A 24580-nucleotide genomic window follows, 5' to 3' on the forward strand; every position below is an offset into this window, starting at 1 on the left:
CTGAGCTACGGGAAACCCGCTTCGCCGGATGCGTCCGCGTCCAAATCTTCCCCGGCTCCGTAACTGGAGCACCAAGCCGTCAAGTCCGTTCCAGGGATCCTTCATTTGTCCGCGCCCCCTTCGACCCCGCGCCTGAAGATTGCCGTGATCGGTTCCGGTATCTCCGGCCTGTCCTCCGCCTGGCTGCTGTCCAAGCGCCACGACGTGACCCTGTACGAGGCCGACAGCCGGCTGGGCGGCCACGCCAATACGGTGACGGTCGGCGATGTCGCGGTGGATACCGGCTTCATCGTCTATAACGAGCCCAACTATCCCAACCTGACGGCGCTGTTCGACCATCTGGACGTGCCCACCGTCGACAGCGACATGTCGTTTGGCGTGTCCCTGGATCAGGGCGCGCTGGAGTACAGCAGCAACAATCTGCTGGCCCAGAAGCGCAACGCTCTGAACCCGCGCTATCTGAAGATGCTGCTGGACGTCACCCGCTTCTACAGGAACGGCGTGCGCGACCTCGCGGCACTGGAGAAGGACGGATCCTGCCGGCTGGACGACTATCTGCGCCAGCAGGGCTTTGGCCGCGCCTTTGCGGAGGATCACCTTCTGCCCCAGGCGGCCGCCATCTGGTCGGCCTCGATGACCGACATCCGCGAGTTTCCGGCCTCGGCCCTGCTGCGCTTCTTCGACAATCACGGGCTGATGCTGCCGATCGACAAGCGGCCCATCTGGCGGACGGTCGTGGGCGGAAGCCAGGCCTATGTTGCGCGCCTGGCCGGAGCCTTTCAGGGCCAGATCCTGCTGGGGCGTCCCGTGCGCAGGATCGTGCGGGGGGGCGATCAAGTGGCGGTGCAGGACGAGACCGGCGACACCCGCCGCTTCGACCAGGTGGTGATCGGGGCCCATGCCGACCAGGCCCTGGCCATGCTGGACGCCCCGACCGCGGACGAGACCGAAGTGCTGGGCGCCTTCCGCTACAGCCGCAACCGCGCCGTCCTGCACCGCGATGCCGGCCTGATGCCGCGTCGCAAGGCTGCCTGGGCCAGCTGGAACCATGTCGGACGCCGGGCGGGCCTGGGCGCGGGCGGGGTAACCTACTGGATGAACCAGCTGCAGCCCCTGGGCGTTACGGACCCCTTCTTCCTGTCCCTGAATCCCGAACATACGCCGCGTGAGGATGTCGTCCTGCACGACCAGGTCTATGAGCACCCGCTGTTCGATGGCCCGGCCATGCTGGCCCAGCGCCGGCTCTGGTCGCTGCAGGGGCGTGACCGGGTCTGGTTCTGCGGCGCCTATTTCGGGTCCGGCTTCCATGAGGATGGCCTGCAGGCCGGCCTGGCCGTGGCCGAGCAGCTGGGGGGCGATGCGCGCCCCTGGACTGTCCGGGAGCCCTCAGGCCGCATCCATGTCGACTCCACGACCGGAGAGGCCGAGCGAGACCTGGCGGCATGACCCAGACCAGGCTCTATGTCGGTCAAGTGAAGCACGAGCGGGTTCGGCCCCGGCGTCACCGGCTGAGCTATGGGATCTTCATGCTGCTGCTGGACCTTGATGATCTCGAGGCCCTGGACCGGCGGTTGAAGCTGTTCTCGCTGGCACGCTTCAATCTGATGTCCTTCCATGCCGACGATCATGCTGACGAGCCGGGTATCGGCGTGAAGGCGAGTGTGCTGGCCAGGCTGGCCGAGCGCGGCATCGATCTGCCGGACGCGCGCGTGTCCCTGTTGTGCATGCCGCGGGTTCTGGGCCACGGCTTCAATCCGCTCAGCGTCTATTTCTGCCGCGACGCCCAGGGTCGGCTGGTGGCCATCGTCCATGCGGTGCGCAACACCTTTGGCCAGAGGCACGACTATGTCCTGCCGGTGCATGGCGAGCGCGGCGGCTGGGTACGTCAGGCCAGTGACAAGATCTTCCACGTCTCGCCGTTCATGCCGATGGACCTGCGCTACGTCTTCGAGATCGCGGTGCCGGCCGAGACCACCCATGTCGGCATCGACGTCTTCGACGCCGACGGCCTGATGCTGTCGGCCAGCTTTGACGGCCGGCGGGTCGCCCTGACGGACAAGACCCTGCTGCTCGCCCTGGTCAGTCATCCGTTGCAGGTGCTGGGCATCCTGGCCGGCATTCACTGGGAGGCCCTGAAAATGCTGCTGAAGGGGTTTGGCCTGTTCCCGTCGCCCTCGCCCTCGGGGCTCGCCAGGCCCAGGGCCGGCGAGGACGCCGCCTGAACCGCCGAGGCCCGGAGGGCAGGATCAGGCCTGCCGCCAGGCGTCGAGATCGGCCAGGGCCCGCAGGCTCATCAGACGCTTCTTGGCCCGACCGCGCTCCTTGAGCGGGATCTTCACACCGTCTTCGCCGGTCTTCGGTGCCTCCATGGGCGGCAGAAGGCCATAGTTGATATTCATCGGCTGGAAGCTGGTCTTGCCTCCCTCAATCTCGCCCGGGATATGGCCGCCGGTCACATGCTCGACCAGGGCCCCGAGGGCGGTGGTGGCCGGCGGGGCCTCCAGGGTCTGGCCCAGACGATCCGCGGCGGCGAAGCGTCCGGCCAGCAGGCCCGTGGCGGCGCTTTCGACATAGCCCTCGACCCCGGTCATCTGGCCGGCGAAGCGCAGGCGCGGGGCCAGCTTCATCCGCAGGGACCGGTCCAGCAGGCGCGGACTGTTGATGAAGGTGTTGCGGTGCAGGCCGCCCAGGCGCGCGAACTGGGCATCTTTCAGGCCCGGGATCATCCGGAAGACCTCGGCCTGTGCCCCGTGCTTCAGCTTGGTCTGGAAGCCGACCATGTTCCACAGGGTGCCCAGGGCATTGTCCTGGCGTAGCTGGACAATGGCGTAGGACTTGACCAGGGGATCGCGCGGATTGGTCAGGCCGACAGGCTTCATCGGGCCATGGCGCAGGGTCTCGCGACCGCGCTCGGCCATGACCTCGATCGGCAGGCAGCCGTCGAAATAGGGCACATGCTCCCAGTCCTTGAACTCGGCCTTGGGGCCGGCGATCAGGGCATCGACGAAGGCCTCATATTCGGCCTTGTTCATGGGCAGGTTGATATAGGCGGCGGCGTCGCCGCCGGGACCTTCCTTGTCATAGCGCGACTGGCGCCAGGCGACGTCCATGTCGATCGAGTCGAGATGGATGATCGGGGCGATGGCGTCGAAGAAGGACAGCTGCCCCTCTCCGGACAGGTCGAGGATGGCGTCGGCCAGGGCCGGCGAGGTCAGGGGGCCGGTGGCGACCACGACATTGTCCCAGTCCTCCGGCGGCAGGCCGGCAATTTCCTCGCGCTGGATCGTGACCAGGGGGTGGGCTTGAAGGCGACGGGTGACCTCGGCCGAGAAGCCGTCGCGGTCGACGGCCAGGGCCCCACCGGCGGGAACCTGATGCTGGTCGGCGGCCGACAGGATCAGGGAGTCCAGCCTGCGCATCTCGGCATGCAGCAGGCCGACAGCGTTGAACTGCCAGTCATCGGAGCGGAACGAGTTAGAGCAGACCATCTCGGCCAGGCCGTCGGTGTGGTGGGCCTCGGTGCGGACAGGGCCCGACGGCTCATCGCGCCGCATTTCGTGCAGGACCACGGGCACGCCCGCGCTGGCGATCTGCCAGGCCGCTTCGGAACCGGCGAGGCCGCCGCCGATGACGTGAACCGGCTTTAGGGGGGAGGTCTGAGTGCTCATGGGCGACCTCATACCTCCGGCTGTCGCCAAGTGAAACCTGGGTGTAGGCTCTCATGAAAACCCACGTATGGCGCGTGCGGCGGACAGGGGGGAACTACAGATGGCCAAGATCTCGGTGACGGGTTCGGCATTGGCAGGGTTTGGCGTCATTGCCCGGCAGCCTGGAGCAGTTTTGATCTGGGGCGTGGTCATGCTGATCCTGTCCCTGGCCCCGGTTCTGGCCCTGATCCCCCTCATGGGCCCCGAGCTCATGAAGACGATCGCCGCCCTGATGCAGACCCAGTCGGGGGAGCTCGATCCGGACTCGATCAGCCAGATGATGCAGTTGCAGTCCGGCCTGATGCTGATCCAGGTCGGCGGCTGGCTGTGGGGCACCTTCATCAAGGCCCTGATCTGCTCGGCCATCTTCCGCGCAGTGCTTGAGCCGGCTCAGTCGCGCGGTGCCTTTCTGCGACTGGGGCCCCAGGAGCTGTGGCTCGCCCTGCTGTTCCTGGTGGTGAGTGTCCTGGCCTATATCGTGGCGGTGCTCGCCTCCATCGGCGTGCTGGTGCCGGCCCTGGTCGTCGGCCTGAGCAGCGGGCCGCAGGGTCAGGGCGCGGCGGCCGGCGTGCTGACGGGCTTTGGTCTGGCCTTTGTGGCCGTCCTGCTACTGATCTGGCTGGCGCTGCGGCTTTCGCTGGCCGCGCCCATGACCTTCGCGGACCGCCAGTTCCGGCTGTTTGAATCCTGGGCCCTGACGCGCGGCTCGACCTGGCGCCTGCTGGGCGTGGCGGTGCTGAGCCTGCTGATCCTGTTGGTTCTCGAACTGATCCTCGCCGGTGTGGTGCTGAGCGCGCTCTTTATGGCGGGCGGTCCGCCGGTCTGGCTGTCGGATCCCCAGGCCGTGCAGGCCTTCCTCGCCCGGCCGCCGCTGGATCTTCTGCGCTCGACCTGGCCCTGGCTGGCCGTGATCGGCCTGGTCTGGTCGGTGATCGGGCCGGGACTGTTCGCCATCGTCTGCGCGCCCTGGGCCGCAGCCTATCGGGACCTGACCCGCCAGCCGGGGACCTGACGCGGCGCCGGCGCCACTTAGATCGCAAAATCGCATCCTGATCGCCGGCACGCGTCGCAACCTGGCGCGACGCGTCGTAAACAGACGGCTCCGCGCGACTCGGGCGGAGCGGTTCGAAAGGGCGTGCCATGACGGATGGATCGGTCGCGATCGGGGCGACCGTTCGGGCGGGGGTCGCAGGGCTCGGGCCGTCGGTCCGCGCCTGCTGGGGGGCCTTGCTGGTCGCCGTTGTGCTCAGCGTCGTGAGTCGCCAGTTGCCGCCGGGCCTTGGCCTTGTCGCCCTGCTGGGCGAGATCGCCGCCGTGGCCCTGGCCTGTGGCGCACTCTACCGCAACGCCTTTGGCCGGGCTTCGGGACTGGCCGGCCTGCGCTGGGGACAGGACGAGTGGCGCTTGCTCGGCGTTCAGGCCCTGGTCGGGGTCTTCCTGTTCGTGGTGGCGACCGTCCTCCTGCTTGTGGTCGGGGCCATAGCCCTGGGCGTGGCGCGGGCCAATGCGCCGGGTTTCGATGCCACCTCATCCCAGGCCTGGCAGGACGCCCTGGCCGGATCGGGACCGGGAACCCTGGTGGCCGGGGCGGCACCACTGGTGGGCCTTGGCCTGCTGATCTGGCTGGGCCTGCGCCTGTCCCTGGCGGCGGCGGCCTCGGTGGATCAGTCGGGCGTGCGGGTGCTGAGCGCCTTTCCCCTGACGCGCGGTGCCAGCCTGCAGGTTTTTGTCGCCGGCCTGGTGCTGGCGGCACCGATCGCCGGCCTGATGGCGGTGCTCAACCTGCTCGGACGCTGGACCGGACCGGGCCTTGACGGCGGGCTTGCCGCCTTCTGCGCGATCTTCGGCTATGTCTATCTGGCGCCGGTCTGGACCAGCGCGCTCGTCCATGTGTACCGCCAGCGCCAGCCCGCGGCCCCCCTGCAGGAAGTCTAGATGACCGCCCTTTCGCCGATCAATGCTGCCCTGGAGGGTGTGCGAACCATGCGTCGGCATCCGGTCGTGGTGCTGGCCTGGGCCGGATTCTCGCTGGTCATGCTGCCCTTGCTGGGCCTGCTGGCCAAGATCGTCCTCAGCGAGCAGGATCGCATGAACCTGGCTCTGCGGCCGTCATCGGCCGACCCGCGCGAGATCCTCGACTTCGTTTCGCGCCTCGGCGGCGTCATGGTCCTGCTGATCCTGCTGGCCCTGGTGCTCGGCGCGATCCTGTCGGCGGCGATCATGCGATCGGTGCTGCATCCCGAGGATCGGCGCTTTGCCTATCTCCGCCTGGGTCGCGAGGAGCTGCGCCTGCTGGGCGTGTCGGTGATCACCTGGGCTGCGGCCCTGATGGTGACCATCATTCCGGGCGGGGTCCTGGCCCTCGGGACGGCGCTGCTGGCGGAAACGCCGATCGGCGGCTGGTTCACCTTTCTCGGCGGACTGACGGTGATCGGCCTGTCCACCTGGGTGGCGGTACGACTGTCCCTGCTGGCCCCGCATGCCTTTCTGAGCGGCCATATCGATCCGCGCGCCGCCTGGCTGGTCACCCATGGCCAGTTCTGGCGGCTGCTGGCCACCATTGCCGTGGTCATCGTGCTCTGCGTGCTGATGTCGATCCTGGGGGCCACGGTCTCCAGCCTGGTCGGGGCCCTGATCGCCGGCGGGCTGGAAGACCCGATCGCCGGCGGCGCTGCAGCCAGCCATCCGCGCCTGATCCTGGCCCTGCTGGCCAATCTGCTGCTGGCCCCGGTGTTCCTGACCCTTCAGGCCGTCCTCGTCACCTCTGCGCCGGCCGCGGCCCTTCGCCAGCTGATGGCAGCCAAGGCCTAGGCTTCACCCATACTCCGCTCTCCCCGGCTTTCGCCGGGAAGAGCGGAAAATTTCAGGCAGCAGCGCTGGGTCGCGATCCCACGCGCTCGCGCCAAGCGCCCAGATGCGGCGTGCCCTCCGGCACCTCCAGGCCGATGAAGCTGGCGAAGTCGAGCGTGGTCTGGGCCACGATGTCGGCGATGGAATAGGTCTCTCCGGCGATGAAGGCACGGCCGTCGGCGAGTTCGCGATCCAGCCACTTCATGGCCCTGGCCACGGTTTCGCGGTTGGACTCGCCGAAGTCCTTGTTCTGCGTCAGCAGGGCGGCCGTGAGCGGATGGGCGTGACGCCAGAACATGCCGACCGGGATCAGCAGCTGGAATTCGATGCGCCGCACCCACATATCGATCTGGGCCTGCTCCAGGGCGGTGGTTCCAAACAGCGGCGGCTGCGGATGCAGGGCTTCGAGATAGCGGCAGATCGCGACGCTCTCGCTGATCATGGTGCCGTCATCGAGTTCGAGGGTCGGAACCTGTCCCAGGCTGTTGCGGGCCTTGTGCTCGGGTGACTTGTGGCCGCCCTGGCGCATGCCGATCCGGATCTCCGGCAGGTCGATGCCCTTCTCGGCCAGGAAGATCCGCACCCGGCGGGGATTGGGCGCGGGGTTGGCTTCGCCATAGAGCTTCATAGAGACCTCCCGGGTGTGCGGCGCTGACGGCCGCCATTCAAACAGATGTTAGAGTTGCCGCGCCGTACGGAGCAACCCGCATTCGCTTCAGGGTCGAATTCGGTGCCCTGGCTCTGTTGAAGCGCCGCGAACCTTGTTACGCCTAGGCGCGAACCATCCCGTTCTGCCGAGGGTACCATGTCCAAGTTCTCCGCCTCCGACGCCGCCTTTGTCGGCTTCCGGCTCGTGAGGGAGCACCCGCGCACTGTGGCGGTGTGGGCCGTGCTGATGACGGTGCTGTCCCTGATGACCAGCACCCTGACGATCCAGCTGGCCGGTCCGCAGCTGAACGAGTTCATGGCGCTCAGCGCTGACAACTCGGTCGCACCGGAGGAGATGCTGCGGATCATGGGCGGCCTGGCCCCGCTGATGGTGTTCTCCGTGCTCTACAGCCTGGCGCTCTATGCAGTGACCCTGGCGGCGGTGAATCGCATCGTGCTGCGCCCTGATGACAGCCGCTCGGCCTTTCTGCGGTTCGGCGCGGACGAACTGCGCCAGGCCGGCACGCTGATCCTGGTCAACCTGATCTTCCTGGCGGTCTATATCCTGGGCATCCTGATCTCGGCGGTCCTGATCGGGGTCGGGGTGGCCGCCGGAGGCGGTCCCATTGCCGGACTGACGGGCCTGGTCAGCTTTGTCGGCGTGGCCCTCCTGATGATCTTTGTCGCCGTCCGGCTGTCCTTCGCCTCGACCCTGACCTTTGATACCGGCCGGATCGCCATCCGGGCGTCCTGGGCGATGACCAAGGGCCATGTCGGAGCCCTGCTCGGGGCCTATCTCCTGGCGGTCGTGATGGCCGTGATCGTCTATCTGCTGGTCATGACCATCGTCGCCGCCATCGGGGTGATCGCCTCGGGGGGCATTACCGGTCTTGGCGGTCTGTTCGAGCCGGACATGAGCTCGCTGGAGACCTTCTTTACCCCGATCGGCATCACCCGGGCCCTGTTTGCGGGCGTGATCTCGGTGCTGACCTCGCTGATCGTCTTCTCGCCGGCTCCGGAAATCTACCGGATCCTCAAGGCGGGGGGCGTGGAGCCGGTGGCGACGAGCGTCTAGCCACCCCGCTCCCCCCGGCGACAGCCGGGGAGGGCAGGGCTTCTGATGATCGCTCCAGAGAAGCGATCATCAGGATCAGGCGCTCTTCTTGCTCGTCTTCAGCGCCGCCACCCGCGCCTTGCGACGCTCTTCGTGGCGGTCCAGCACGTCCTTCAGATAGCGTCCGGTCCAGGAGGCCTCGACCCTGGCCACGTCCTGGGGCGAGCCCACCGCGACGATCTCGCCGCCGCCGTCGCCGCCTTCGGGGCCGAAGTCCAGCAGCCAGTCAGCGGTCTTTACCACGTCGAGATTGTGCTCGATGACGACCACGGTATTGCCCTGGTCGACCAGCTCGTGGAGCACTTCCAGCAGCTTCTTGGTGTCCTCGAAGTGCAGGCCGGTGGTCGGCTCGTCGAGGATGTAGAGCGTGCGGCCGGTGGCGCGCTTGGAGAGCTCCTTGGACAGCTTGACCCGCTGGGCCTCGCCGCCTGACAGGGTCGTGGCCTGCTGGCCGACCTTGATGTAGGTCAGGCCCACCCGCTTCAGCGTCTCCATCTTGTCGCGGATCGGCGGCACAGCCTTGAAGAAGTCGGCGGCCTCTTCGACCGTCATGTCCAGCACGTCGGCGATGGTCTTGCCCTTGAACAGGATGTCGAGGGTCTCGCGGTTGTAGCGTTTGCCCTTGCAGATATCGCAGGTGACGTAGACGTCGGGCAGGAAGTGCATCTCGATCTTGATCAGGCCGTCGCCCTGGCAGGCCTCGCAGCGGCCGCCCTTGACGTTGAAGCTGAAGCGGCCGGGGCCATAGCCCCGCGCCTTGCTCTCCGGCAGTTGGGCGAACCAGTCGCGGATCGGCCCGAAGGCCCCGGTATAGGTGGCCGGGTTCGAACGCGGGGTGCGGCCGATCGGGCTCTGGTCGATGTCGATGACCTTGTCGAAGTTCTCCAGGCCCTCGATGCGCTCGTGCGGGGCCGGGGCGTCGCTGGCATTGTTCAGACGCCGGGCGGCGGCCTTGTAGAGGGTCTCGATCGTGAAGGTCGACTTGCCGCCGCCGGATACGCCGGTGATGCAGGTAAAGGTGCCGACCGGGATCTCGCCGGTCACGCCCTTGAGGTTGTTGCCGGTGGCGCCGACGACCCGCAGCATCTTTTTCTTGCTGATCGGCCGGCGGTCTTCCGGGACCTCGATCTCGCGCGTCCCGGTCAGGTACTGGCCGGTGACGCTGGCGGGGTTGGCCATGATGTCGGCCGGCTTGCCCTGGGCCACGATCTCGCCGCCATGCACGCCTGCGGCCGGACCCATGTCGATGACATAGTCGGCGGTGAGAATGGCCTCTTCGTCATGCTCGACGACCAGCACCGAATTGCCCAGGTCGCGCAGGCCCTGCAGCGACTGCAGAAGGCGGGTATTGTCGCGCTGGTGCAGGCCGATCGACGGCTCGTCCAGCACATAGAGGACCCCCGTGAGGCCCGAGCCGATCTGGCTGGCCAGACGGATGCGCTGGCTCTCGCCGCCCGACAGGGTGCCCGAGCCGCGCGACAGGTTCAGATAGTCCAGGCCGACATCGACCAGGAACCGCAGGCGATCATTGATCTCCTTCAGGATCCGCCGCGCGATCTCCATCTGCTTGTCGCTGAACTGGGTCTCCAGGCCGGCAAACCAGTCCTTGGCCGGACGGATGGCCAGCTGGGAGACCTGGGCGATATCCATGCCGGCGATCTTCACCGCCAGGGCTTCGGGCTTTAGGCGCTTGCCGTGGCAGACCTCGCAGGGCGTATCGGACTGGTAGCGACCCAGCTCTTCGCGGACCCAGCTGCTGTCGGTCTCGCGCCAGCGGCGTTCGAGGTTTGGCAGGACGCCCTCGAAGGGCTTGTCGACCTCGTATTTGCGGGCGTTGTCGTCATAGACGAACTTGATCTTCTGACCCTTGGAGCCGAACAGGACCACGTCGCGGGCGCTGGCGGGCAGCTTGTGCCAGGCTTCGTCCATCGAGAAGCCATAGTGGCGGGCCAGGGCCTGCAGGGTCTGGGTATAGAGCGGCGAAGGCCCCTTGGCCCAGGGCGCGACGGCCCCCTTGTGCAGGCTCTTGTCCTTGTCGGGGATCACCATGTCGGCGTCGAAGGCCAGCTTGGCGCCCAGGCCGTCGCAGGCCGGGCAGGCCCCCGCCGGATTGTTGAACGAGAACAGCCGCGGCTCGATCTCGGCGATGGTGAAGCCGCTGACCGGGCAGGCGAAGCGTTCCGAGAACAGCAGCCGCTTGGGCTCTTTTTCGCCCTCGTCGATCGTCGCCCATTCGGCCACGGCCAGACCGTCGGCCAGACGCAGGGCCTGTTCGATGGAGTCGGCGAGGCGCTGCTCCATGTCCGGCTTGGTGACGATGCGGTCCACGACCACGTCGATGTCGTGCTTGAACTTCTTGTCGAGGGCCGGGGCGTCCTCGATCGGATAGTACTGGCCGTCGATCTTCAGACGCTGGAAGCCGGCCTTCTGCCACTCGGCGATTTCCTTGCGATACTCGCCCTTGCGGTCGCGGACCACCGGGGCCAGCAGATAGAGACGCGTGCCTTCGGGAAGGGCGGTGATCTTGTCGACCATCTGGCTGATGGTCTGGCTCTCGATCGGCAAGCCGGTAGCCGGCGAATAGGGCGTGCCGACCCGCGCCCAGAGCAGGCGCATATAGTCGTGGATCTCGGTGACCGTACCGACCGTCGAACGCGGATTGCGCGAGGTCGTTTTCTGCTCGATCGAAATGGCGGGTGACAGGCCCTCGATCAGGTCGACATCGGGCTTGCTCATCAGTTCCAGGAACTGGCGGGCATAGGCCGACAGGCTCTCGACATAGCGCCGCTGGCCCTCGGCATAGATGGTGTCGAAGGCGAGCGAGCTCTTGCCCGAACCCGACAGGCCGGTCAGCACCACCAGTTCGCCCCGCGGAATATCGACGCTGACATTCTTCAGATTGTGTTCGCGGGCACCGCGGACGCGGATGAAGTTCAGTTGTTCGGCCATGTGTTCCGGAACGCAGGGGCTGGCATGAGGGTGCCGCGCAGCGGCTATATGTAGGGCTCGGGGCCGGCAGTTAACACAAGAACAAGGTGGGAACAAACGCCCGGAGGTCGTCCTGTGCCAGCCTGCTGCCAGAAGGTGTCAGCAGGCTGGCGCCATGAGGGGCGTGGTTTCCGGGCCTTAACCGCCTTTGAAAGCGTGATCTTCAACAGTGTACGGTTCAATGCGCTCAAACGGAGCGCGACATGAGCAAGGCTGCCAAGCCCGCCAAGGCTGACAAACAGGAAAAGGGCAAGCAGGCGATCCGCGACGCCAGCGGGAACCTTCAGACTGGCAAGCCCCGCTCAGTCTTTGTTGATTTCATGGTGTTCATCGGCGGCGTCGGGTCTCTGATCTACGTGTTCAATACCATCGCGCCGAACTAGGCTCGCCAGCGACCCGGGCGGCTTCGGCTTGCCCAAGGCCGCCGGTCGCCTTAAAGAGCCCGGCCAGATCCCCTGAAGGAGACTCCCATGATCAGAGCAACGGAAGACCGCTTCGTCCGTCCCGTTTCCCTGACCCTGGATCGTCATGTCTGCCTTCATCACGCTGGATTCCGTCGCCGCCGTCACGCCTGACGGCCGCCCTCTTTTCGAAAACCTTGATCTCGCCGTCGGTGTCGAGCGCATCGGCCTCGTCGGCCGCAATGGCGTCGGCAAGTCGACCCTGCTGGACATCATGGCAGGGGACCGCGCCCCGGCGGCCGGCACCGTAACCCGCACCGGCAGCCTGGCCCGGCTCGACCAGAGCCCGGCGCGCTCGTCCGACGATCGGCTCGTGGACCTGCTGGGCGTGGGTCCGGACTGGGACCGGCTGGCCCGGATTGAAGCCGGTCAGGCGGATGACGCCGACCTGTCGGATGCCGACTGGGACCTGCCGGGCCGCATCGCCCAGGCCCTGGCCGAAGCCGGGCTGCCGGATCTGGACCCAGAGCGTCCGGCCCTGTCCCTGTCGGGTGGCCAGGCCACGCGGGCGGCCCTGGCCCGGCTTCTGCTGGCCCGGCCAGACGTTCTGCTTCTGGATGAACCGACCAACAATCTCGATGCCGCCGCCCGCGAGGGTGTGATCAGGGTCATTGATCGCTGGAAGGGCGGGGTGGTGGTGGTCAGCCACGACCGGGCCCTGCTGCGCGGCCTCGACCGGATCGTCGAGCTGTCGTCCCTCGGCGCGCGCACCTATGGCGGTGGATACGACCTCTATGTCGAACGGCGGGACGAGGAGGCCGCTGCGGCCTCGCGCGACCTGGACCGGGCGGATCAGGAGGCTCACCGCGTGGCCCGGGACGCCCAGGCCGCCCGCGAACGCAAGGCGCGACGCGATGCCGCCGGCAAACGATCCGCCGCCAAGGGCGGCGCGCCGAAGATCGTCCTCGGGGCCATGGCCGAGCGGGCGGAGCTGTCGGGTGCGCGCGAGGGGCGCCTGGCCCAGCGCCTGGCCGCCGAGGCCGCCGAGGCGAGATCAGAGGCTGTAGCCCGGGTCGAACGCCACAGGACCCTGTCCTTCGACCTGCCATCCACCCAGTTGTCACCGGGAAAGCCGGTGCTGGCGTTCGAGGCGGTTGCCTTTGGCTGGCCGGGCGGACCTCCACTGATATCCGGCCTGTCCTTCCAGATCGTCGGACCGGAGCGTGTGGCGATCCCGGGCAGCAATGGTACCGGCAAGACCACCCTGATCCGGCTGGCGGCCGGTGATCTGGAGCCTTCGCGCGGCGCGATCCGCCGCGGCGTCCCGATGGCCGTGCTGGATCAGCGGGCCGCCGTTCTGGATGACGGTCAGACGATCCTCGAGAACTTCCGGCGACTGAATTCGCGCGCTTCGGCCAATGAAGGCCATGCCGCCCTGGCCCGGTTCCTGTTTCGCAATGCTGGGGCCCACCAGCGTGTCGGAACCCTCAGTGGCGGCGAGCGCCTGCGCGCGGCCCTGGCCTGCGTCCTGTCCGCCGAGGTGCCGCCGCAGTTGCTGATCCTCGACGAGCCGACGAACCACCTGGACATCGCCTCGATCGAGGCGGTTGAGGCGGCCCTGATGAGCTTTGACGGGGCCCTGCTGGTGGTCAGCCATGACGCCGATTTTCTGACCGCCATCGGGATCGAGCGCGAGATCACCCTGGGGCGGTGATCTCTGGCTTCGTCTTCGTGGGTCCAAAGGTGAGGCTTGCACAAGGCCGTGCGGGCGCTTCTGTTTGGGGGGGGCAGGATCAGGCCCATGGGCCTGTAGCGGCTTGCCTGCGGATTTCACCAGGCGAAAGGTCTCTGGAACGATGTGCAACCTCTACGCCATGCGGCGCACCCAGACCGAGATCGTCGCCCTGACCCGGGTCCTGTTGCAGAAGGTCAATCAGGCGGAGCTGCCGGGCATTTTTCCCGACTATGCCGCCCCGATCGTGCGGCAGTCCGCCGAAGGTGAACGCGAGCTGGTCCAGGCCCGTTGGGGCATGCCCTCGCCGCAGTTTGCCCTCGAGGGCAAGAAGACCGATCCGGGTGTGACCAATATCCGCAACACCAAGAGTCCGCACTGGCGGCGGTGGCTGGGGACGGAGCATCGCTGCCTGGTGCCCTTCACCAGTTTCAGCGAGTTCAACAAGGCCGAGGGCGGCGACATCTGGTTTGCCCTGGCGGAGGATCGTCCCCTGGCGGTGTTTGCCGGGATCTGGACCTCGTGGACCAGTGTCCGAAAGCTCAAGGAGGGCGAGGTGACGACCGACCTGTTCGGCTTCCTGACCACCGAGCCCAATGCCGAGGTCGGGGCCATCCACCCCAAGGCCATGCCGGTTATCCTGACCACCGAAGCCGAACGCGAGACCTGGCTGAACGCGCCTTGGCCTGAGGCTTCGGCGCTTCAGAAGCCTCTGCCGGACGGGGCGCTGCAGATCGTGGCGCGCGGCGGCAAGCGGGATGACGGCTGAGGGTCGGCTGCGGCCATCCGGACCCAGCCTTCAACGATGATCACGGGGTGTCTTCCATGGGGGAAGGTTTGCCGGCCGCCAGGGCCGTAACCCGGACCAGAAGCCGGATGGCCGCCAGATAGTCCGCCTCGGTGCGGGTTTCATACTTCACGCCGGCGGCGGTGACGGAGAGGAAGCTGGCAAAGGCCCCCGGTCCGCCGAAGGCGTCGATCCGGGCTCCTTCTTTCGCCGCCGCTTCGGCGCGCTGAACCAGTATGGCGCTGAATCCGGCATCGAGCCGGGTTGCGGCGGCCCTGGCCAGTTCGGCATCCAGGTCGAACAACTCGGCCCCGTGCGGCGTTGCCCGCATCAGGCGGAAGAAGCGCAGATCCTTGGCCAGGATGGTCGCTTCCAGGTTTTCGGCGAAGGTGAGGTCGTCGCGCCAGGCGGCCTCGGCCCCGGCCAGGGCGTCATCGATTACCGCATCGGCCAGGGCTTCGAACACGGCCCGCTTGTCGGCGAAACGCAGATAGAGGGTCGCCCGCGCCACGCCGGCCTCGCGGGCGATGTCGGCCATGCTGGTGCGCTTGAAGCTGTGACGTCCGAACAGGGTCAGGGCCGCATCGAGAATACGTCTTACGTTGTTGTCAGACACTATAGACATAATTTGTCCAATATGATCGGATTGGCTCTCGACACAAGGGGTGCTGTGATGACCGACAAGGGCGTGGTGCTGGTAACCGGAGGGTCTGGCTATATCGCGGGCTTCTGCATTGGCCAGCTTTTGAATGAGGGCTGGACGGTCCGGACGACGGTTCGCAATCTCGCGCGGGAAGCCGAGGTCCGGGCGAGCATCGCCAAGCTGAGCCCGCACGGGAACCGGCTCAGCGTGTTTGCCGCCGACCTCAATGCCGACGGCGGCTGGCGCGAGGCGGCTGAAGGCTGCGTCGGCGTGCTGCATGTTGCCTCGCCCTTGCCCTCGGCCAATCCCAAGGATGATGACGAACTGATCCGCCCCGCCCGCGACGGGGCCCTTCGGGTGCTCAAGGCGTCGCGCGACGCGGGGGTCAAGCGCGTGGTGATGACCTCGTCTACCGCAGCCGTCTGCTATGGCTTTGGCGGGCGGACCGAGCCCTTCACCGAGGCCGACTGGTCAGATCCCACCGACCGCAGCGACTCCTCGGCCTATGAGCGGTCGAAGATGATCGCCGAGCGGGCCGCCTGGGCCTGGCTCGAGGCCGAAGGGGGCGCGCTGGAACTGGTCACCATCTGTCCGGGCGCCGTCCTTGGGCCGGTGCTCGGCCGTGACTTCTCGGCCTCGATCGACATCGTCAAGAAGCTGCTGGACGGCTCCGTCCCCGGCCTGCCGCGCTTTGGCTGGCCGCTGGTCGATGTCCGCGACATCGCCGACCTGCATGTGCGGGCCCTGGCGGCCCCGCATGCTGCGGGCCGGCGCTATATCGGGGCGGGCGACTTCAGCTGGATGGCCGAGATCGCCGAGGTCCTGCGTCGCGATCTGCCCGGGGCCGGTGCCCGGGTCCCGAAGATGAAACTGGCCGACGGCCTTGTCCGCCTGACCGCCATTTTTGATCCGGTCATCCGCGAGAGGCTGTTCGAGCTAGGCAAGCAGAGGCCGGTCTCGGCGCAGAGGGCCAAGGACGAGCTCGGCTGGAAGCCGAGGTCGAACCGCGAGATGATCCTCGACACGGCCAGAAGCCTGATCGCCGAAGGCCTGATCAAGGCTTAGGGCGGCCCCTGCCTCAGGCTGCCGATGGAGCGGGGTCGATGCGGGCCACGAAGCAGCCGTGGCCGGCATTGTGGGCATGGACATAGGCCGCGCCGGCTGTCGCCAGCTGACGCGTGATCGCGGTTTCCAGGCCATCGCCCATGGCCACTTCGGCGCTCAGGAGCAGGCCGTCAGCGCTGAAGGCCCGCAGGGCGATCGGACGGCCGCGCATGGCCGATGGGAGGGTGTCGCGGCCGCTCCAGGTCTCTGAGGCGGACTGGCTGACATAGATGGCATAGGCCGATCGATAGGGCGTGTCGGCCGGCTGATGTTCGTAGTTCAGCAGCAGGATGGTCTCGCCGGGCTCGGCATCGCGCAGGCCGATGCGGCAGGGAAAGCCCGGCTTGGCGGTGGCGACCCGTCGCAGGATGCCCCGTGCCGCGAGGGCTTCGGTGTCGAGATCGAACAGGGGGCGGAAGTCTTCGACCGGCAGGCCGGAAATCGTGAAGGGCATGGGGCGGTTCCATGGGGGGGGAATGACCTCCCCCTGATGCCCCGCCGCCCTGCCGGTTCTCCACCCGATCCTTGCGGCGATAGACCCGCTAGGCCTTCTTGTTCAGGGTGATGGCGGTGCCGCTGGAGACCGGATTGTTCATCCGCGCGCCGGCACCATAGCCCGCCGCCGGGGCCCGCTGGTTGGCGATTTCCTCGGCCACGGCCTTGACCAGACCTTCGGTGACGGTTCGAGCCGCGTTCAGGGCCCGGGCCTGACGGGCCAGGACAGCGTCGAAGGCTTCGGTGGCGCGCACCAGGCGCTGGCGAAGTCCTGCATCCGCACCGGAGATCAGGGCGATATTGGCGCGCACCCGCGCCGACTCGTGCCGGTAGAGATTGGCCAGCTTGGCCGTCTCCTCGACATACTGCGCCGCGTCCTGGGGCCGGCGGGCTTCGAAGGCCGTGGCCTCCTTGGCGATCAGGTCGGTCAGGCGTTCGGTCAGCAGGACCAGTTGGTCGACACGGTCGTTGGGATCGGTGGCGGCGAGGGCCATGACTAGTCTTTCAACCCTTGAAGCTTGAGCATTTCACGCTGGACGGTGCTGGCCAGACCGATGCCGCCGGCCTTGGAGACTTCCTTGGCCATGGACTCGGTGAGCAGCGACTTGAACATTTCCTCGGCCTGTCCGCCGCCGAAGGGCTCGGAGGTTTTCACGCCGGCAAACATCGACTGCATCATCACCGACAGGAACGAGGCCTCGAAGGTCTGGGCCGTTTCCTGGATCTTGCCGCGCTTGGCCAGCTCTGCGGCCGACGGCGGCGGGGCGATGGTGTCGATCGGTGAGGCGATGGCGGTGAGGGGGCTCATCACATCACCTCGATATCAGCTTGCAGCGCGCCGGCGGCCTTCACCGCCTGCAGGATCGAGATCATGTCGCGCGGGGTGACGCCCAGGGCGTTGAGACCGCCGACCAGGCTCTTCAGCGAGGCTCCGGCGTTCAGGGTGAGCAACTGCTTGCCCTTTTCCTCTTCGACACTGACCGTTGATTGCGGGACCACGGCGGTCTGGCCCTGGCTGAACGGGGCGGGCTGGCTGACCGCCGGGCTTTCCTGCACCGAGATGGTCAGATTGCCCTGGGCGATGGCCACCTGGCTGATCCGCACGTCGTCGCCCATGACGATGACGCCGGCCACTTCGTCGATGATCACCTTGGCCGGGCCGTCGGGCTCGACCTCAAGGTTCTCGATCGCAGTGATGAAGCTGATCATGTCCATGTTGGCCGGAGGCCGCACGGCGACGATGGTCGGGTTCTGGGCCTGGGCGCTGTAGGGGAAGCGGCCGTTGATGACGTCGGAGATTCGGCGCGAGGTGGTGAAGTCGGGGTTGCGCAGGGTCATGCGCAACTCTTCCATGTTCACCATCTGGAAGCCGGTTTCCTTTTCGATGATGCCGCCGGCGGCGATCCGGCCGGCGGTGGGCACGCCCTTGCTGATCGAGCTGCCGGAGGCCCCGCCCGCCGAGACCGAGCCGGTCTGGACGCTGCCCTGGGCCACAGCATAGGTCTGGCCGTCCGCGCCCTGCAGGCTGGTGACCAGAAGGGTGCCGCCCAGCAGGCTCTTGGCGTCGCCCAGGGTGGAGACGCTGACATCCATCTTCGCGCCGGGCGCGGCGAAGGCCGGCAGATTGGCGGTGACCATCACCGAGGCGACGTTCTTGGTGTTCAGATTGGCGTTGCGAACATTGACGCCCTGGCGCTCGAGCATGGCCTCAAGGCTCTGCTTGGTCATGGGCGCATTGCGCAGGCTGTCGCCCGAGCCGTTCAGCCCGACCACAATGCCATAGCCGATCAGCTGGTTGTCACGCACGCCTTCGAACGAGACGATGTCCTTGATCCGTGACTTGGCGAACGACGGCCCGGCCGCCAGGGCAAAGGCGGTGGCGGCGAGCAAGAAAACGGTGCGCAAACGTGAACGCGACATGGCTATCCTGACGTGGGGAGATGTCCCCACCCGCTCCCATGCCAAAAGCGGGCCAATCTCAAAGGCTTGAGTCGTAAGGCTTTGTGCGTTTTGCCGCAGGCCCCTAGGTGCCCTTCGGCAGATTCTGCCCGGCATTAACCATACTTCAAGCGGCCGGACCGACTATGGTGCGACGAAGGGACTTCTGACTCGTCCCGGGTGCTGTGGAGTTGCGGTCGCCATGAAGGTTTCGAGCACGGGGGGCGTGGGCGCGAGCGGCGCATCGCGGGCCAAAGCTTCGGGCAGCGGTGCCAGCTTTTCGCTGCCCTCGGTCGGGGCCGCCAGCAGCGCGGCCGGCGTTGTCCAGGCGGGCGGTGTGGCCGGGTTAGGCTCGCTCGACGCGCTTCTGGCCCTGCAGGCCATGGGCGATCCCCTGGAGCGCCGCAAGCGGGCGGTCCGGCGGGCCGACGGCATTCTGGACATCCTGGGCGAGGTGAAGCTCGCCTTGCTTGATGGCGATGTGTCCGCCGCCACGCTCGACCGACTGACCCGCGCCATCCGCGAGCAGCGCGATTCGACCGATGATCCCCGGCTCGAGGGCGTGCTCAACGAGATCGAGACCCGGGCAGCGGTCGAAAAAGCCAAGCTGGAACAGGCCCGGCGTGCCTGATGCAACGGGCGACGACCACGGACGATGGCCGGGTTCATGCCTCCTGCGAATTCAAGGTCTTGCCCCTGGCCGGTTCGCCTGAATCTGCAACGCCAGTCGGGCACGTCTGGCGCGAACGAGGCGAGTTTTCCGGAACTGAACGCGCCACTCACGCGAGGTTCATTGAACACGGCTATTCTTTTGGTATAAGCACCCGGCCTGTTCAGGGCGGAGTTCATTGGGGCGTGAGGCGTTAATGCAAACGGCCACTGTTCTAGTTGGTAAAAGCAACTATCGGCCTTCCGAGGGCGAAGAGTTTATGAATGCGCGGCAGCTTGAGTACTTCAAGCAAAAGCTGCTGGACTGGAAGGACGAGATCCTCCGCGAATCCCGCGAGACGGTGGCCCATCTCCAGAAAGAAACCGAAAATCACGCCGATCTGGCCGATCGCGCGTCTTCGGAAACCGACCGGGCGCTGGAACTGCGCACCCGTGACCGTCAACGGAAGCTGATCTCCAAGATCGACCAGGCCCTGCGCCGCGTCGAGGACGGCTCCTATGGCTATTGCGAGGAAACCGGCGAACCGATCGGCCTGGCCCGGCTTGAGGCTCGCCCTACGGCGACCCTGAGCCTGGAAGCCCAGGAGCGTCACGAGCGCCGCGAACGCGTGCACCGCGACGACTGATCGGCCTCAAGGCCTCTGTGTTTCAAGACGGCCCCGGGGGAAACCCCGGGGCCGTCATTCGTTTGAGGGGCTGCATGCCTGATGGGCAGACCAGGGCTCGGCCGCCGCCATCTCCCGGCCGCCCTTTACCTGGCTCAAGGAGTCGGGTGCACTGACCCCGCCGTCCTGGGGACCCCTGATGATCAAACACCTGCTTTGCGCCCTGGCGCTGTCCTGGACCGTGGCGGCTTCCTGCCAGGCCCAGACTGTCGATCTGGATAAGGCGACGATCGCCCAGCTGCGGGCAGCGATGGACGCGGGGCAGCTGACCAGCGAGCGGCTGGTCCGGCTCAGCCTGGCCCGCATGGACGCCTATGACGACAAGGGCCCGCAGATCAATGCGGTGATCACCCGCAATCCCCGCGCCCTGGCCGAGGCGCGCGCCCTGGATGCAGAGCTGAAGGCCAAGGGCCGTCGCTCGCCCCTGCATGGCATTCCGGTGGTGCTGAAGGACAATTTCGACACCGCAGACCTCGCCACCACGGGCGGCTCGATCTTTCTGGAGGGTTCGATTCCGCCGGATGATGCCTTTCTGGTCAAAAAGCTGCGCGAGGCGGGGGCCGTGATCCTGGCCAAGGTCAATCTGTCCGAATTCGCCTCGGGCGGAGCCTATAGCTCGCTGGGCGGCCAGACCCGCAACCCGCATGATCTGCTGCGCTCGCCCCTGGGATCGTCCGGGGGCACGGGGGCGGCCATAGCGGCAGGCTATGCGCCGCTGGGGCTGGGTACCGATACGGGGGGCTCAGTGCGCTGGCCGGCGGCGGCCAACGGCATCGTTGGGCTGCGACCCACCCACGGGTTGCTGAGCCGTGACGGTATTATTCCCCTGTCGCTCAGTTTCGATACCGCCGGTCCCCTGGCGCGCAATGTCTCGGACGTCGCGGTCGCCCTGGGCCTGCTCGCCGGTGTGGATCCGGCCGACCCGGCAACGGCGAAGAGCCAGGGCAGGGCCCAGACGGACTACACACCCTATCTGAAGGCCGACGCCCTGAAGGGCGTGCGGATCGGCGTGGCGCGCGACTTCATGGGCCAGGATGCGGAGTTTGACTGGGTGATGGAGGCCTCCATCGCCGTGATGAAGGCGGCTGGCGCGACGATCGTCGATGTCCGCCTGCCCAGATGGCTGATCGAGTCCAAGGGCGAGTTCTATTCTGCGGTTCGGATGTCAGAGTTCCCGGTCCAGCTGCAGGCCTATCTGGCGACCCTCAAGCCCGGCTATCCCAGGACCCTGGACGAGATGATCGAGCGGTCCTATCGCCTGCCGGCCCCCCGCCCGGATGGGGCTGGACCCAATGCGACGCGGTGGTCGCTGCTGCGGCGGGAGCAGGCCTCCGTCGCCCTGACCGACCCTGCCTATACCGCTGTCCGCGACCAGGCCCTGCCGCTGGTTGTCGCCGCCCTCGACGGCGTATTCACGGCCAACAGGCTCGACGCCATCATCTATCCGCCTCTGGCGGAGCGTCCCGAACTGATCAGCCGCACCGGTGGGACGCGAGCGGCGACGCCCGGCGGCGGGGCCTCCAGCGGCACCAATCTCGCCAGCCTGTCGGGCTTCCCCGAACTGGTTGTCCCGGCCGGTTTCACCACTGATCAACTGCCCGTCGGCCTGTCGTTCATCGGCCGCGCCTTCGACGAGGGCAAGATCCTGGGGATCGGCTATGCGTTCGAACAGGCTACCCAGGCGCGACGACAGCCGGTGCATACGCCGCCGCTGAAGGGGGAGGCTCTGTCCATCGGTGCAAGGAAACCCTGAGCCTCGGGCCCGGCGTATCGCGAGTGTTTGGGCGACTGATCCTTGGTCTGACGAAAATGGGTGAGGTTCGAATGGCCCTGGATGCAGGCGTGGGGCGATGCTTTTAGGTTCTGCCGGGCTGGAAAGTAGAGTGCGTTGCGACCTTGACTAATGTGTAGGTCTCAATTCATGCGTGTGGATACTTGGAGTCGTGTCAAAATGCAGATGCTAGGTCCATCTACAAACCATGAGCCGCCTGCCAGTTTGCGTGTTCCCTAAAGCCTCGAACGGCCCCAGTCTGAGGCCTAACGGTGACAAGAGGCTTGCTCGCCGGTGCAATCAGTAGCTTGAAGTCTTTGGCCTGTAGGCTCCCCCCTCAAGCGAGGATTTAATGAGTTTGGATGAGCCCGAGCGCTGGTTCACTCAGGCCGGCAGGCTGACGCCGGTCGGGGCGTGGGCCTATGACGTGCAGGCCGGGCAATTCCACTGGTCGCAAGAGGCCCTTCACATTCTGGGGCGGCCATCGGTCCCGCCCGAAGAGACTCTGGACGCTTTTCTGAACGGCTGCGCTCCCCAAGAGCGACCCGCTCTGGTCCTAGCCCTGCAACGGGCCCATCAGCATGGCCACGCTCTTGAGCATCAGTTCGCCATGGACGGTCCTGATGGAGCCGCGAGGCTGCTGGCGCTCAGGGGCGCTGGCCAGCGCGAGGCTGACGGCTCGATCGCCGTCCTCTACGGCACCGTGCAGGACGTCACGCATCTCCAGCTCTCTGACGCTCAACTCCGCGCCAGCGAAGCCCGGCACCGGCTGATTGTCGAGAACAGCCAGGATCCGGTTTTGTGGGTTGGTGGCAGTGGCGGAATCGAGTTCGCGTCGCCGTCCATCCAGCGGTGGGGTTTTCGGTCAAAAGATCTGGTCGGGCAACGATTAGGGACCTTCCTTCACCCGGAGGATCGACATGGGGTGCTGGGCTGGTTCGATGGATTGATTGCGGGCCAGGTTGAGGACGACACCGGGCTTCATGCGTTCCGCTGCCTCGACGCCAGCGGTCAGGCGATCTGGCTTGAGGCCAGACCGGGCGTGGTCCGCGACAGCGGGGGCCAGATCTCCGGTGTTGTATTGACGCTTCATGACGTCACCCAGAGGCGGGAGCTGGAGCGCACCACGCGGGAACAGGCCGAACTGGTGGAAGCCGCGTTTCAGCAGGCGGTCTCCGGCAAGGCGCTTCTCGATCTGGACTTGCGCTGCCTCAAGGTCAATCCGGCCCTCTGTACGATGGTCGGCCTGGCTGAGGCTGACCTGATCCAGACCCGATTCGAACGCCTTATGCACCCTGACGAAGTTGGCGTGGCGGAGGAGGGCGTGGCCCGGCTCCGGAGCGGAGAGATCCGCAGCTACCAAGTGGACCGCCGTTACCGTCACACCAATGGCTCCTATGTGCCGGTGCGCGTGAGTGTGTCTTTGGTTCGCGATTTTGAAGGTTCAACCCAGCACCTGCTGGTCGAGGCTGAGGATCGGTCGGAGTATGTCGCCGCCAGTGCGGCTCGCCGCGAAAGTGAGGCGCTCTATCGGTTGCTGGCCGAAAACATCGGGGACATCGTTATAAAGAACAATATTGATGGAATAATTGAATATGTATCTCCATCAATAAAACGTCTTACGGGTCTCGATCCGGACAAGTGGATCGGAAAACACCTGAATGACCGTATCGTTGTCGACAAGGAATTCCGTACGCCCAAGTTTACCGAGAACGAAAAGCCGTTGCCAACGGGGCGTGATAACGAGTTTCAATACCGTCGGGCAGATGGGTCCATGGGCTGGGTACAGAGCAATCCAACAATCCTTCGCGAACCGGATGGCCGTCCGGCCGGGATGATGTCGGTCCTGCGCGACGTGACCGAACGTCGGGCGATCGAGGACGAGTTGCGGCGCAAGACCGCCGAGGCCGAAGCGGCCGTGCAGGCCAAAGCCGAATTTCTGGCGAATATGAGCCACGAGATCAGGACGCCGCTAACGGCCGTTATCGGTTTTGGCGACCTGCTGGCCAAGATGTTGGAACTCCCTGAAAAGGCGCAACTCTATGCCCAGCGGATCGCCAGTTCTGGCGAGGCTCTGCTGGGGATCGTCAACAGTGTCCTGGACTTTTCCCGGGTGGAGGCCGGTGAGGTTGAACTGCAGCGCCAGTCGACCGATCCGATGGATCTGGCGAGCCAGATTCTCGACCAGTTCCGGGACAAGGCGGCAGCCAAGGGTTTGGCCCTGTCCCTCGAGGTCGAGGAGCCGCTTCCCGCTGCGGTGCTGGCCGACCGGGGGCGCCTCGGGCAAGTGATTACCAACCTGCTGGCCAACGCGATCAAGTTTACGCGCCAGGGCGGGATTACGATTCGGCTCGGCTATGATCTGTCAGACCAGAGCCTCCACGTTTCAGTGGTCGATACCGGAATCGGAATTCCACCGGGACAGTGCGGGCGACTCTTTGAACGCTTTACCCAGATCGATGGTTCGCACACCCGTCAGTTTGGCGGGGTTGGCCTGGGCCTGGCTATTTCGCGCGGCCTTGTCGAGGTCATGGGCGGGGAAATCCGGGTCGAGAGCGAGGAAGGTGTGGGTTCGACCTTCCGGTTTACGGTGCATGCCCCGGTCGACATCTCCGGCCAGGACAGCACCGCCGATGTTGCGCAGAACCATGATGTCGAGGCGATCCGGATTCTGGTCGTCGACGATGTGGCTGTGAACCGCGAACTGATCGCAGCGATGCTGGAGCCATTTCAGCTGAGGCTGACGGAGGCCGAAGATGGTCAGGCTGCGATCGATACCGCTGATCGCGAGCCCTTCGACCTGATCCTGATGGATCTCCAGATGCCCCGCATGAACGGGTTGTCGGCGACAAAGATCATTCGGGCCCGATCGAAACTGAACAGCCGGACGCCGATCCTTGCCCTGAGTGCCAACGTACTCCCGCAGCATGTGGACGAATGCCTCTGCGCCGGAATGAACGACCATGTCGGCAAGCCGATCAATGCCGGGGAGCTGCTCAGCAAGATCGAGCAGTGGACGCGGTCCGAAGATCCCGGGGCTGAGCCGTCCAGCACCTGACGAGACCAAG

At 66.3% G+C, this 24580-nt stretch carries 22 protein-coding genes; 14 read left to right on the top strand and 8 right to left on the bottom strand.

The features are described 5' to 3' along the window. Nucleotides 1-105 precede the first annotated feature (105 nt). Both AQ619_RS04535 and AQ619_RS04540 read left to right on the top strand, forming a co-directional pair. A complete protein-coding gene (locus AQ619_RS04535) occupies nt 106-1446 on the top strand; it encodes an NAD(P)/FAD-dependent oxidoreductase (RefSeq protein ID WP_378109299.1) in 1341 nt (446 codons plus the stop codon). Then, on the top strand, nt 1443-2222 hold the full coding sequence (locus AQ619_RS04540; protein ID WP_062144866.1) for a DUF1365 domain-containing protein: 780 nt from the start codon (nt 1443-1445) through the stop codon (nt 2220-2222). Before AQ619_RS04535 ends, AQ619_RS04540 begins: the two co-directional genes overlap by 4 nt. A 24-nt stretch (nt 2223-2246) precedes the next feature. On the opposite strand, the gene trmFO is transcribed toward AQ619_RS04540, so the two are convergent. Next, a complete protein-coding gene (gene trmFO, locus AQ619_RS04545) occupies nt 2247-3668 on the bottom strand; it encodes a methylenetetrahydrofolate--tRNA-(uracil(54)-C(5))-methyltransferase (FADH(2)-oxidizing) TrmFO (RefSeq protein ID WP_062144869.1) in 1422 nt (473 codons plus the stop codon). A 100-nt stretch (nt 3669-3768) separates the two neighbouring features. On the opposite strand from trmFO, the gene AQ619_RS04550 reads away from it, so the two are divergent. The 3 genes from AQ619_RS04550 to AQ619_RS04560 all read left to right on the top strand — a co-directional run bounded on the left by AQ619_RS04550 (nt 3769) and on the right by AQ619_RS04560 (nt 6518). Next, nucleotides 3769-4719 carry a hypothetical protein gene (locus AQ619_RS04550; RefSeq protein WP_062144872.1) on the top strand — a complete coding sequence of 317 codons (951 nt, stop codon included), beginning with the start codon at nt 3769-3771 and terminating at the stop codon, nt 4717-4719. 128 nt (nt 4720-4847) lie between these two features. Then, on the top strand, nt 4848-5642 hold the full coding sequence (locus tag AQ619_RS04555) for a hypothetical protein (protein WP_062144875.1): 795 nt from the start codon (nt 4848-4850) through the stop codon (nt 5640-5642). Then, nucleotides 5643-6518, top strand: a complete 876-nt coding sequence (locus tag AQ619_RS04560) for a hypothetical protein (protein WP_062144878.1) — start codon at nt 5643-5645, stop codon at nt 6516-6518. A 52-nt stretch (nt 6519-6570) separates the two neighbouring features. Here the strand turns inward: AQ619_RS04560 and AQ619_RS04565 are convergent, their stop codons facing one another. Then, nucleotides 6571-7185: a glutathione S-transferase family protein gene (locus AQ619_RS04565; protein WP_062144881.1), complete on the bottom strand. Its 615-nt coding sequence runs from the start codon at nt 7183-7185 to the stop codon at nt 6571-6573. Nucleotides 7186-7362: 177 nt separating this feature from the next. Between AQ619_RS04565 and AQ619_RS04570 the strand changes: the two genes are divergently transcribed. Beyond that, entirely contained in the window at nt 7363-8280 is a 918-nt protein-coding gene (locus tag AQ619_RS04570) for a hypothetical protein (RefSeq protein WP_062144884.1), read from the top strand. 75 nt (nt 8281-8355) lie between these two features. Here AQ619_RS04570 and uvrA read toward each other — a convergent pair whose 3' ends face one another. After that, complete coding sequence (gene uvrA / locus AQ619_RS04575) at nt 8356-11268, bottom strand: excinuclease ABC subunit UvrA (RefSeq protein WP_062144887.1); 2913 nt, start codon at nt 11266-11268, stop codon at nt 8356-8358. A gap of 242 nt (nt 11269-11510) precedes the next feature. Here uvrA and AQ619_RS04580 point away from each other — a divergent pair, with 242 nt between their 5' ends. From AQ619_RS04580 to AQ619_RS04590, 3 genes are all read left to right on the top strand, one after another. Further along, entirely contained in the window at nt 11511-11690 is a 180-nt protein-coding gene (locus tag AQ619_RS04580; RefSeq protein WP_062144890.1) for a hypothetical protein, read from the top strand. Nucleotides 11691-11835: 145 nt separating this feature from the next. Beyond that, entirely contained in the window at nt 11836-13422 is a 1587-nt protein-coding gene (locus AQ619_RS04585; protein ID WP_062144893.1) for an ABC-F family ATP-binding cassette domain-containing protein, read from the top strand. 142 nt (nt 13423-13564) lie between these two features. Further along, complete coding sequence (locus AQ619_RS04590) at nt 13565-14209, top strand: SOS response-associated peptidase (protein WP_062144896.1); 645 nt, start codon at nt 13565-13567, stop codon at nt 14207-14209. A 40-nt stretch (nt 14210-14249) separates the two neighbouring features. Here the strand turns inward: AQ619_RS04590 and AQ619_RS04595 are convergent, their stop codons facing one another. After that, complete coding sequence (locus AQ619_RS04595; protein ID WP_084745756.1) at nt 14250-14852, bottom strand: TetR/AcrR family transcriptional regulator; 603 nt, start codon at nt 14850-14852, stop codon at nt 14250-14252. A gap of 48 nt (nt 14853-14900) precedes the next feature. On the opposite strand from AQ619_RS04595, the gene AQ619_RS04600 reads away from it, so the two are divergent. Further along, nucleotides 14901-15935: an SDR family oxidoreductase gene (locus AQ619_RS04600; RefSeq protein WP_062144902.1), complete on the top strand. Its 1035-nt coding sequence runs from the start codon at nt 14901-14903 to the stop codon at nt 15933-15935. A gap of 13 nt (nt 15936-15948) precedes the next feature. On the opposite strand, the gene AQ619_RS04605 is transcribed toward AQ619_RS04600, so the two are convergent. From AQ619_RS04605 to AQ619_RS04620, 4 genes are all read right to left on the bottom strand, one after another. Further along, nucleotides 15949-16428, bottom strand: coding sequence for a DUF1203 domain-containing protein (locus AQ619_RS04605; protein WP_062144905.1), 480 nt, complete (start codon nt 16426-16428; stop codon nt 15949-15951). Nucleotides 16429-16516: 88 nt separating this feature from the next. Further along, on the bottom strand, nt 16517-16963 hold the full coding sequence (locus AQ619_RS04610; RefSeq protein ID WP_062144908.1) for a hypothetical protein: 447 nt from the start codon (nt 16961-16963) through the stop codon (nt 16517-16519). A 2-nt stretch (nt 16964-16965) separates the two neighbouring features. Next, nucleotides 16966-17277 carry a rod-binding protein gene (locus tag AQ619_RS04615; protein WP_062144911.1) on the bottom strand — a complete coding sequence of 104 codons (312 nt, stop codon included), beginning with the start codon at nt 17275-17277 and terminating at the stop codon, nt 16966-16968. Beyond that, nucleotides 17277-18389, bottom strand: a complete 1113-nt coding sequence (locus AQ619_RS04620) for a flagellar basal body P-ring protein FlgI (protein WP_062144914.1) — start codon at nt 18387-18389, stop codon at nt 17277-17279. Before AQ619_RS04620 ends, AQ619_RS04615 begins: the two co-directional genes overlap by 1 nt. Before the next feature lie 220 nt (nt 18390-18609). On the opposite strand from AQ619_RS04620, the gene fliX reads away from it, so the two are divergent. From fliX to AQ619_RS04645, 4 genes are all read left to right on the top strand, one after another. Continuing rightward, nucleotides 18610-19038: a flagellar assembly regulator FliX gene (fliX, locus tag AQ619_RS04625; RefSeq protein WP_062144917.1), complete on the top strand. Its 429-nt coding sequence runs from the start codon at nt 18610-18612 to the stop codon at nt 19036-19038. A 235-nt stretch (nt 19039-19273) separates the two neighbouring features. After that, nucleotides 19274-19702, top strand: a complete 429-nt coding sequence (gene dksA / locus AQ619_RS04630; protein ID WP_062144920.1) for an RNA polymerase-binding protein DksA — start codon at nt 19274-19276, stop codon at nt 19700-19702. Between the two features lie 178 nt (nt 19703-19880). Beyond that, nucleotides 19881-21494: an amidase family protein gene (locus AQ619_RS04635; protein ID WP_062144925.1), complete on the top strand. Its 1614-nt coding sequence runs from the start codon at nt 19881-19883 to the stop codon at nt 21492-21494. Between the two features lie 628 nt (nt 21495-22122). Continuing rightward, nucleotides 22123-24570, top strand: a complete 2448-nt coding sequence (locus tag AQ619_RS04645; RefSeq protein ID WP_166504140.1) for a PAS domain S-box protein — start codon at nt 22123-22125, stop codon at nt 24568-24570. Nucleotides 24571-24580 lie beyond the last annotated feature (10 nt).

It is taken from the genome of Caulobacter henricii, assembly GCF_001414055.1.
GTDB classification, from domain to species: Bacteria; Pseudomonadota; Alphaproteobacteria; order Caulobacterales; family Caulobacteraceae; genus Caulobacter; species Caulobacter henricii.